Genomic DNA, 233 nt, shown 5'->3' with positions numbered 1-233 from the left:
CCCCGATGGAGTCGATGAACGGCACCGCGTTCACCGGTGCCGACATCGACGTGGTCACCCACCTGGCCCAGCGGATGGGCCTGAAGGTGACCTTCGTCCAGACCGGCGTCGACGACCTCATCGACACCGTCGGCGCGCACCGGGCCGACCTCGTCGTCTCCTCGATGACCGTCCGAGCCGCCCGCCAGGAGAAGGTCGACTTCGTCGACTACTTCATCGCCGGCAGCCAGGCC

General features: G+C 68.2%; 1 protein-coding gene. It reads left to right on the top strand.

What is annotated here, in order from left to right:
* Nucleotides 1-14: 14 nt before the first annotated feature.
* Nucleotides 15-233, top strand: a 219-nt coding sequence (locus AC0I8G_RS26250; RefSeq protein WP_471732548.1) for a transporter substrate-binding domain-containing protein, incomplete at its 3' end; no start/stop codon positions are given.

This window comes from Kineococcus sp. AC630 (genome assembly GCF_979255925.1).
The sequence above is the reverse complement of the archived record's forward strand: the minus strand, read 5'-3'. Positions and strand labels throughout refer to the sequence as shown.